The organism is Sinimarinibacterium arenosum (genome assembly GCF_005047655.1).
In the GTDB taxonomy this organism is placed as follows: Bacteria; Pseudomonadota; Gammaproteobacteria; order Nevskiales; family Nevskiaceae; genus Solimonas.
On sequence record NZ_SUKF01000007.1, the window covers coordinates 337589 to 346249 of the forward strand.

Genomic DNA, 8661 nt, shown 5'->3' on the forward strand with positions numbered 1-8661 from the left:
CAGGAGTCGAAGCGATGAAGCAGTATCCGCGCGGCGGCATCGCAGAACCCGGCGCGAGTCTGGCGTATCACACCGGCAGCTGGCGCGTGCAGCGTCCCGTTCATGTGCATCAGGCGGCGCCGTGTCATCACGCTTGCCCGGCGGGCGAGGATGCGCAGGCCTATCTGGCGCTTGTCGAGCAGGGTGCGATGCAGGCCGCGTGGGAGGCGCTGGTCAGCGCCAATCCGTTGCCCGCCATCACCGGCCGCGTCTGCCCGCATCCCTGCGAGAGCGGCTGCAATCGCGGCCAATATGACGAGCCGGTATCGATCCACGGCATCGAGCGCGTGCTCGGCGACGAGGCGATCCGCAACAACTGGGCGTATCCAGTGTCGGCACCGGCGGCCGATGCGCCGACCGTGGCTGTCATCGGCGCCGGCCCTGCCGGGCTGAGCTGCGCGTGGCATCTGCTGCGTCGCGGGCTGCGCGTCGTCGTGTTCGAGTCCGAGACTGAACCCGGCGGCATCTGCGCCACCGCGATTCCCGAATACCGCTTGCCGGCCAAAGTGGTCTCGGCCGAATGCGGGCGCTTGCTGGCGCTGGACGGCATCGAGTTCCAACCGGGGCAGCAGCTGGGGCGTGACGTCTCCCTGCATGATCTGAAGCAGCAGTACGCCGCCGTGTTCATCGGCGCCGGTGCGCAGCAGGCGCGGCCGTGGAATATCGACGGCGTGACGCCAGTGGATCTGCACGATGGTCTGGCGGTGCTGAAGGAATGGACCCGCGTCGGTCAGGTGCCGCCCGCCGCGCGGGTGGCGGTGATCGGCGGCGGCAACACCGCAGTCGATCTGTGCCGCGTGTTCAAGCGCGCGGGGGCGAGTCAGGTGATGCTGGTCACGCACAGCGGCATGCCGGGCCCCGGCGTGCCGGATGCGATGCGCGCGTTGCCGCGCGAGCTGGAGCAGGCACAGGAAGAGGGTGTCGAGATTCTGGCCCATCGCGGCGTGCGTCGGCTGGTGCTGCGTGGAGAGAAAGTCGCCGGGCTCGAAACCGTGCACATGAAGAAGCTGCCCGATGCCAACGGCCGCTTGCGTCGCGTCGCGTTCGAAGGTACCGAGTCGCTGATCCATGTCGACATGGTGGTTCCGGCCACGGGCCAGGATGTCGACGGCACCGGCTTCGAGGAGCTGCTGAACGGACAGACCTATCTGTCCGCCAATGCGGAGGGCGCGACCGGCGCCGATCGCGTCTTTGCCGGGGGCGACGTGACCGGTCAGGCCGGCACCGTCGCGGCGGCGGTCGGGCAGGGGCGGCGCGCCGCTGCAGCCATTGCGCGTGCGCTCGGAAAAACCGCCGAGACTCCGCGGCGCAGCGAAGCCGTCGTCGCCTTCAGCGCGCTGAACACCGAATACTTCGAAGCCGGAAAGCGGCATCACGGCTCCAGCCTGCCGGTTGCGGAGCGCGGCATCGAGCGCGAAGTCGAACAGGGTCTCGGCCTCAGCGAAGCGAGAGCCGAAGCCGGCCGCTGCCTGTCCTGCGGTAATTGTCTGGCCTGCGACAACTGCTACACGTTGTGTCCGGATACCGCGGTGCTGAAGACGCGGGCGGAAGCCGCTGACGGCAGCCACTACGTGTTCGACTACGAGTACTGCAAGGGCTGCGGTCTGTGCGCCAACGAGTGCCCGACCGGTTACATCCAGATGGTGCCGGAGCTCTGAGGTTCCGGCAGTCTCGGCGCGGGCGGCGTCGCCTACTTCGTGCGGTGTGACGCGCGTTCGGCGCGCTGCTGCAGACTCTTGCCCACCACCTGGAACAGGCGCCCGGTCCACTCGACTGTCGTGCCCGGCATCAATGCCGTCGCCGCATTCCACGACTGGCCGAAACCGTTGGCCACGCGCAGCGGCTGCTTCGTGATCGCCTTGATGATCCAGCCGGCCGCGCGCTTCGGGCTCATCTGCGGCAGGTAGCGATAGATCTTGGTCGGCGCCGTCATCGCCGTCTTCACCAGCGGGAAGTTGATCACGCTGACGTGCACGCCGCTGCCGACCAGCTCCGCCGCCAGCGTGCGTGAAAAGCCTTCGAGCGCGGACTTGCTGGCGACATAGGCGGCAAAGTTCGGCGTCGGCATCAGCACCGACATGCTGGACACATTGACGATATGGCCGCTGCCACGTTCCAGCATGCCCGGCAGCAGGCGCAGCGTCAGCCGCACCGCCGCGTAGTAGTTCAGCTCCATCGTGCGCTCGAAGTCGTGCATGCGGTCCAGCGACTCGCGCACCGGCCGGCGGATCGAGCGCCCGGCGTTGTTCACCAGCACGTCGATCTGCGCATGCTCGGCCAGGATCGCGCTCGCGCAGTCCTCGACTGCCTTCGCCTTCGACAGATCGGCCGGATAGATCCACACCTCGGCGCCCATCTCCGTCGCCAGCTGCTGCACGCGCTCCAGCTCGTCGCGGCGGCGTGCCACCAGGCACAAGCGCGCGCCGGCCTGCGCCAGCTCCAGAGCGGTGGCTTCGCCGATGCCGCTGGATGCGCCGGTGATGACGATGGTCTTGCCGCGGATGGTCTGTGCCATCGGTACTCCTCGTGATGTTCTGTTTGTATGCCCGGATAGTCGCCGCATTGTGCACGTCGCGCCTTGGCCGGCATGGCGCACGCTGGCGGCGGCGCAGTCAGCGGCCTGCGTCCGCGGTGGACGTGACGGGATGCATCCGGGACAATGTTGCATCGCAGCAAAGTGATGCCCGCAAGACGCGGGCGCTTCGCCGGCGCCGCCATGGCCCGTTTCGGTGGGCGCAGGCTGCGCGGTTCGCTGCGCCGTCGCCCGATGCCGGGCGGTCACCGTTCACATCCCGTCCTGTCGCCGCAGCCGCGTGCGCCGCGGAGGGCTGCGTTTTTCTTTGATTCCGGAGTGCGCCGTGTTCAAGCTGTCCCCGCAAGACCTCAAGACCAACCTGCTCAGCGGCCTCACCGTGGCGCTGGCGATGGTGCCGGAGGCGATCGCCTTCGCGCTGGTGGCGCAGGTCTCGCCGTTGACCGGCCTGTACGCCGCGTTCCTGGTGTCGCTGATCACCTCGGCATTCGGTGGCCGCCCCGGCATGATCTCCGGCGCCGCCGGCTCGCTGGCGGTGGTGATGGTCGCGCTGGTGGTCGAGCACGGTGTCGAATACCTGTTCGCCGCGGTGGTGCTGATGGGGCTGCTGCAACTGCTGTTCGCGGCGCTGCGCCTCGGCAAGTTCATCCGCATGGTGCCGCACCCGGTGATGCTCGGCTTCGTTAACGGTTTGGCGATCGTGATCGCGCTGGCGCAGTTCGAGCACTTCAAGGTCGTCGATGTCGACGGCAACAAGCACTGGCTCGCTGGCATCGCGCTGTACGGCATGATCGGCCTCACCGCGCTGACAATGCTGGTGATCTACCTGTTCCCCAAGCTGACCAAGGCGGTGCCGGCCACGCTGGTGGCAATCGTCGCGGTCTCGCTGCTGACCCTGGGGCTGGATATCGAAACCCGCACCGTTGGCGATCTGGCCTCGATCAAGGGCGGCCTGCCGGCATTCCATCTGCCTCAGGTGCCGCTGTCGCTGGAGACGCTGCGCATCGTCTTGCCGTATTCGCTGATTCTGGCCGCGATCGGTCTGATCGAGTCGCTGCTGACGCTGAACCTGATCGACGACATGAGCGATACGCGCGGGCGGCCGAATCGCGAATGCGCGGCGCAGGGTGCGGCCAATGTCGTCACCGGCGTGTTCGGCGGCATGGGCGGCTGCGCGATGATCGGCCAGAGCATGATCAACGTGAACAACGGCGCATTGCATCGGCTGTCCGGCATCGCCACCGCGCTGTTCCTGCTGTCGTTCATCCTGTTCGGCTCGGCGATGATCGAACGCATTCCGCTGGCGGCATTGATCGGCGTGATGTTCGTCGTCTCTGAAAAGACCTTCGAGTGGGGCAGCTTCCGCCTGTTCGGCAAGGTGCCGCGCATGGACGTGTTCGTCGGCCTGCTGGTGGCCGGCGTCACCGTCGCGGCGGATCTGGCGATCGCCGTATTCGTCGGCGTGATCGTCTCCGCGCTCGCGTTCGCCTGGGAGCACGCCAAGCATGTGCGCGTGACCGCAACGCAGACGCCGGACGGCCGCAAGCAGTATCAGGTGGAAGGCACGCTGTTCTTCGCATCCGCCGCCGAGTTCCAGCAGCAGTTCGTGCCGGCCGAGGATGCCGACGAGGTCGAGATCGACTTCGGACGCGCGCGCCTGATGGATCATTCCGCGATCGAAGCCGTCAACGCGCTGGCCGAACGTTACCAGCGCGCCGGCAAGCAGCTGAAGCTGCGCCACCTCAGCCCGGATTGCCTGGAGCTGCTGGACAAGGCGCGCAACATGATCGAAGTGAACTACCGCGAAGATCCGCACTACCACGTCGCCGACGACAAGCTCGCCTGAACGCGGTGTTGAAGTGCCGGCGTCGCTGTGCTGGCCGAGCGCACCCATCACGCGCAGACTAGGCCCCATAACAACGGGGGCATGACATGCAGCAGATCTACATCACCGGCGCGGGTGGTCTCGACAAGCTGGAGCTGAGGCAGGCGCCGGACCCGACGCCGGGGCCGGACACACTGCGCGTGCGGGTGCACGCCAGTGGCGTCAACTTTGCCGACATCATGGCGCGCCAGGGTCTGTATCCGGACGCGCCGAAAACGCCCTGCGTCGTCGGTTATGAAGTCTCCGGCGTGGTCGATGCGGTGGGGGACGGTGTCGACACCAGCTGGGTCGGCAAGCCCGTGTTCGGGCTTACGCGTTTCGGCGGCTATGCCGACACCGTGATCATGCCGATCAAGCAGGTGTTCGAGAAACCCGAATCCCTCAGTCACGCGCAGGCCGCGGCGATCCCGGTGAACTACCTCACCGCGTGGCAGTTGCTGGTCGTCGTCGGCGCGCTGACCGCGGACGAATCGGTGCTGATCCACAACGTCGGCGGCGGCGTCGGTCTGGCCGCGATCGACATCGCACGGCATGTCGGCGCAACCATCTATGGCACCGCCAGCAGCGGCAAGCATGCCTTCCTCAAGGATCGTGGCCTGCACCACGCCATCGACTACACCCGTGGCGACTGGATGCCGGAGCTGATGCGGCTGACGCAGGATCGCGGTGTCGAGCTGATCACCGATCCGCTGGGCGGCAGTCACTGGAAGAAGAGCTACAAGGCCCTGCGCGCCACCGGCCGCCTCGGCATGTTCGGTATTTCCACCGCCACCGAATCCGGGCTGTTCGGTCCGCTCAAGTTATTGAAGATCGTCTTCGGCTTGCCGCTGTACACGCCGCTGGGCCTGATGGATCAGAACCGCGGCGTGTTCGGCGTCAACATGGGCCACCTGTGGCACGAGGTCGACAAGATCCGCACCTGGATGGAAACGCTGCTTCTGGGCGTGGAGCAGGGCTGGGTGCGGCCGCACGTCGACAAAACCTTTGCGCTGGCCGACGTCGGTCAGGCCCATGCGTACATCGAGGCACGCAAGAACATCGGCAAGGTGGTGCTGACGGTGTGATGCGGGTGGGGCAGGCGCGCCACCTCACTTTCTGGAATCCATCGCTTCCGGTTCATGTCGAGTAGTCACGCAAGGCGTGGCGTATCGAGACACCGCACTGATCTGAGCGTTCTTGCCTTCAAGCTTGGCGCACCACCTCGATACGCTGCGCTACTCGGTGCGAACGGGCAGTGAAGTGAGGGAGGACAGATCAGGCGCACTTTCGCATTCGCGGAATTCATCACCACCCGTGTGAAATTCATCGATCCCCGTTCATGTCGAGTAGGCGCCGCGGCGCCGTATCGAGACACCGCACTGATCGGAGCGTTCTTGCTTTCAAGCTTGGGCGCACCACCTCGATACGCTGCGCTACTCGGTGCGAACGGGCGGTGAAGTGGGTGAGTGAGATTAGCCGCACCTTTGCGTCTGTCGAATTCACCACCACCCGTTCATGTCGAGTAGGCGCCCTGGCGCCGTATCGAGACACAGCACCGAGCCTCAGCCCAGAACGCAACGAAACCCAGCGCATCCCCCTCGAACCGCAGTGAATCAGTCGGCGTTGAGCTTCTTCAACAGCGGCGCGATCAGATCCATCGGCAGCGGAAACACGATCGTTGAATTCTTGTCGCCGGCGATATCGATCAGGGTCTGCATGTAGCGCAGCTGCATTGCCTGCGGTTCCTTGGACAGCTCCGCCGCCGCTTCACGCAGCTTCACAGCGGCTTGCTGCTCGCCTTCGGCGTGAATGATCTTGGCGCGGCGTACACGTTCGGCTTCGGCCTGGCGTGCAATCGCGCGGATCATGCTTTCGTCGATGTCGACGTGCTTGATCTCGACCGTGCTGATCTTGATGCCCCAGGCGTCGGTGGCCTTGTCGAGGATCGTCTGCAGATCGCGGTTGAGTGCGTCGCGTTCGGTCAGCATGTCGTCCAGCTCGTGCTGGCCGAGCACCGAGCGCAAGGTGGTCTGTGCGAGCTGGCTGGTCGCGTCGTAGTACTGCGCCACCTGCAGCATCGCCTTGGAGGGGTCGATCACGCGGAAGTACAGCACCGCGTTGACCTTGACCGACACGTTGTCGCGCGAGATCACATCCTGTGGCGGCACGTCCATGACGATCGTGCGCAGATCGACCCGCAGCATCTTCTGAACCACCGGGACCACGTAGATCAGCCCCGGGCCCTTGGTGCCGGTGTAGTGCCCGAACGTGAGAACCACGCCGCGTTCGTATTCGTTCAATACCTTCACGCCAGCGAGGATCAGCGCCATCACCATCGTGATGATTATTCCTGTGAGTCCGAGCATGCGGTCACTCCTTCTAGTTGATGGGTTCCACGTCCAGACGCAGGCCGTGGCGTCCGGTGACGCGTGCACGTTGGCCGGGGTGCAGGGTGTGTTGCGCGCAGATATGCCAGCGCTCGCCGCCGATTTCGCCCCAGCCTTCGCCGTCGGCGAACTCCAGCACGTCGACCGTTTCGCCAAGCATCGCTTCGCCGCCGGTGACCACGCGCGCGTGACGCGCACGCCACAGCAGATACAGTGTCAGCGCCATCACCACAGCGGCGGATACGGCAATGCCGACGATCACGCCCACATTGATGCCGTAGCCGGGCACGTCCACGTCCATCAGCAGTACCGAGCCGAGCACGAACGCAACGGTGCCGCCGATGCCGAGCACGCCAAAGCTCGGCGCCATTGTCTCGGTCACCATCAGGGCCACGCCGAGCGCCATCAACGCGAGGCCGACGTAGTTCACCGGTAGCAACTGGAACGCGTACAGCGCCAGCAGCAAGCTGATGCCGCCAGTCACGCCCGGCAGGATCGCGCCGGGGTGGTAGCCCTCCAGCAGCAGGCCGTAGATGCCAATCAACATCAGCATGTAGGCCACGGTCGGATTGGTCAGCGTCGCCAGCAACTTGATGCGCCAGTCCGGCTCTAGGGTCTCGACCCGCAAGTCCGCAGTCTGCAGCGTCTGCTCGCCGGTCGCGGTCGATACCGTACGTCCGTCGACCGCGCGCAGTAGCGTGTGAACGTCATCCGCGACCAGGTCGATGACCTGCTCGTTCAGTGCCTGCTGTGCAGACAGCGATGCGCCGTTACGCACCGCAGACTCGGCCCAGTCGGCATTGCGTCCGCGCTGTTCCGCGAGCCCGCGGATATATGCCACCGCGTCATTGATGGCCTTGGTCGTGGCTGCGTCACGCGGAACCGCCCGCGTCTCGCCAGTGGACGGGTCTGACGTTGTGGCCTCATCTGCAGCGGATGCCGCATCAGGCTTCCTCTCCGGATCGTTATCGCGGGGCGACGCTGGCGTGGCGCTGTCCGGCAACGGCCACGAACCCCCAACCGGAATCGGCGTGGCTGCGCCGAGATTCGTCGCCGGTGCCATCGCCGCGATGTGTGTGGCGTAGAGAATGTAAGTGCCGGCGCTCGCTGCACGCGCTCCGGAAGGGCCGACCCATCCGATCACCGGGACCGGCGAAGCCAGCACGCGCTTGATGATGTCGCGCATCGCGCTGTCGAGTCCGCCGGGGGTATCGATGCGCAGCACGATCGCCGTGGCGCCGCTGTCCTGCGCCTGCGTCATGGCTTTCTCGACATGGGCGCTGGTGGCGGGGCCGATCGCACCCTCGATGCTGATCTCGGCGACGTAGGCGTCCCCTGCCGCAACACTGCTCGCGGCCAGCAAAAGCCCGATGAGGGTCAGCCAGCGCATCATGCGGTCCAGTATACGCGCGCCCGTCCGTCACCACGCCGGTATTGCGCAGACGGCGCTCTGTGCGTACGGAAGGTGAGGTGCGATTGCCAACCATCAGACACACCGCCGCACTTCTGGAATTCATCACTCCCCGTTCATGTCGAGTAGGCGCCGAGGCGCCGTATCGAGACACGGCTCTGATCTGAGCCTTCAGGAATTCATAGCGACCCGTTCATGTCGAGTAGGCGCCGCAGCGCCATATCGAGACACGGCTCTGATCTGAGCGTCCATGCCTTCAAGCTTGATGCACCACCTCGATACGCTGCGCTACTCGGTGCGAACGTGTAATGACCCACCGAAACCTGCACAGGTCATGCCGCTAAAGCAAATGCTTCAGCGGGTGTTTTCATCTTCAGCGCCTGGTGAGGGCGCCGATGGTTGTAGAACTGGATCCAGTCGCTGATGA

The 8661-nt window shown here is 65.5% G+C and carries 7 protein-coding genes; 3 read left to right on the forward strand and 4 right to left on the reverse strand.

Annotated elements, in window-relative coordinates; all coding sequences use genetic code 11:
* Nucleotides 1-14 precede the first annotated feature (14 nt).
* Nucleotides 15-1697, forward strand: coding sequence for an NAD(P)-binding protein (locus E4T66_RS15795; RefSeq protein WP_136850012.1), 1683 nt, complete (start codon nucleotides 15-17; stop codon nucleotides 1695-1697).
* Nucleotides 1698-1729: 32 nt separating this feature from the next.
* On the opposite strand, the gene E4T66_RS15800 is transcribed toward E4T66_RS15795, so the two are convergent.
* Entirely contained in the window at nucleotides 1730-2554 is an 825-nt protein-coding gene (locus E4T66_RS15800) for an SDR family NAD(P)-dependent oxidoreductase (RefSeq protein WP_136850013.1), read from the reverse strand.
* A gap of 343 nt (nucleotides 2555-2897) precedes the next feature.
* Between E4T66_RS15800 and E4T66_RS15805 the strand changes: the two genes are divergently transcribed.
* Both E4T66_RS15805 and E4T66_RS15810 read left to right on the forward strand, forming a co-directional pair.
* On the forward strand, nucleotides 2898-4418 hold the full coding sequence (locus E4T66_RS15805) for a SulP family inorganic anion transporter (RefSeq protein ID WP_136850014.1): 1521 nt from the start codon (nucleotides 2898-2900) through the stop codon (nucleotides 4416-4418).
* Nucleotides 4419-4504: 86 nt separating this feature from the next.
* The gene (locus E4T66_RS15810; RefSeq protein WP_136850015.1) at nucleotides 4505-5521 is read left to right on the forward strand and encodes a synaptic vesicle VAT-1 family membrane protein; all 1017 of its coding nucleotides are present in this window, start codon (nucleotides 4505-4507) and stop codon (nucleotides 5519-5521) included.
* A gap of 528 nt (nucleotides 5522-6049) precedes the next feature.
* On the opposite strand, the gene E4T66_RS15815 is transcribed toward E4T66_RS15810, so the two are convergent.
* The 3 genes from E4T66_RS15815 to E4T66_RS15825 all read right to left on the reverse strand — a co-directional run bounded on the left by E4T66_RS15815 (nucleotide 6050) and on the right by E4T66_RS15825 (nucleotide 8659).
* The gene (locus E4T66_RS15815; protein WP_136850016.1) at nucleotides 6050-6802 is read right to left on the reverse strand and encodes a slipin family protein; all 753 of its coding nucleotides are present in this window, start codon (nucleotides 6800-6802) and stop codon (nucleotides 6050-6052) included.
* Between the two features lie 13 nt (nucleotides 6803-6815).
* Nucleotides 6816-8213, reverse strand: a complete 1398-nt coding sequence (locus E4T66_RS15820) for an NfeD family protein (RefSeq protein ID WP_211242966.1) — start codon at nucleotides 8211-8213, stop codon at nucleotides 6816-6818.
* A 353-nt stretch (nucleotides 8214-8566) separates the two neighbouring features.
* Nucleotides 8567-8659, reverse strand: coding sequence for an integrase core domain-containing protein (locus tag E4T66_RS15825; RefSeq protein WP_282706985.1), 93 nt, complete (start codon nucleotides 8657-8659; stop codon nucleotides 8567-8569).
* Nucleotides 8660-8661: the final 2 nt, after the last annotated feature.

What these genes read in the sequence shown, in the direction of transcription:
- E4T66_RS15795 (WP_136850012.1), top strand. Translation starts at nt 15, where the DNA reads ATGAAGCAGTATCCGCGCGGCGGCATCGCAGAACCCGGCGCGAGTCTG.
- E4T66_RS15800 (WP_136850013.1), bottom strand. Translation starts at nt 2,554, where the DNA reads ATGGCACAGACCATCCGCGGCAAGACCATCGTCATCACCGGCGCATCC.
- E4T66_RS15810 (WP_136850015.1), top strand. Translation starts at nt 4,505, where the DNA reads ATGCAGCAGATCTACATCACCGGCGCGGGTGGTCTCGACAAGCTGGAG.
- E4T66_RS15815 (WP_136850016.1), bottom strand. Translation starts at nt 6,802, where the DNA reads ATGCTCGGACTCACAGGAATAATCATCACGATGGTGATGGCGCTGATC.
- E4T66_RS15820 (WP_211242966.1), bottom strand. Translation starts at nt 8,213, where the DNA reads ATGCGCTGGCTGACCCTCATCGGGCTTTTGCTGGCCGCGAGCAGTGTT.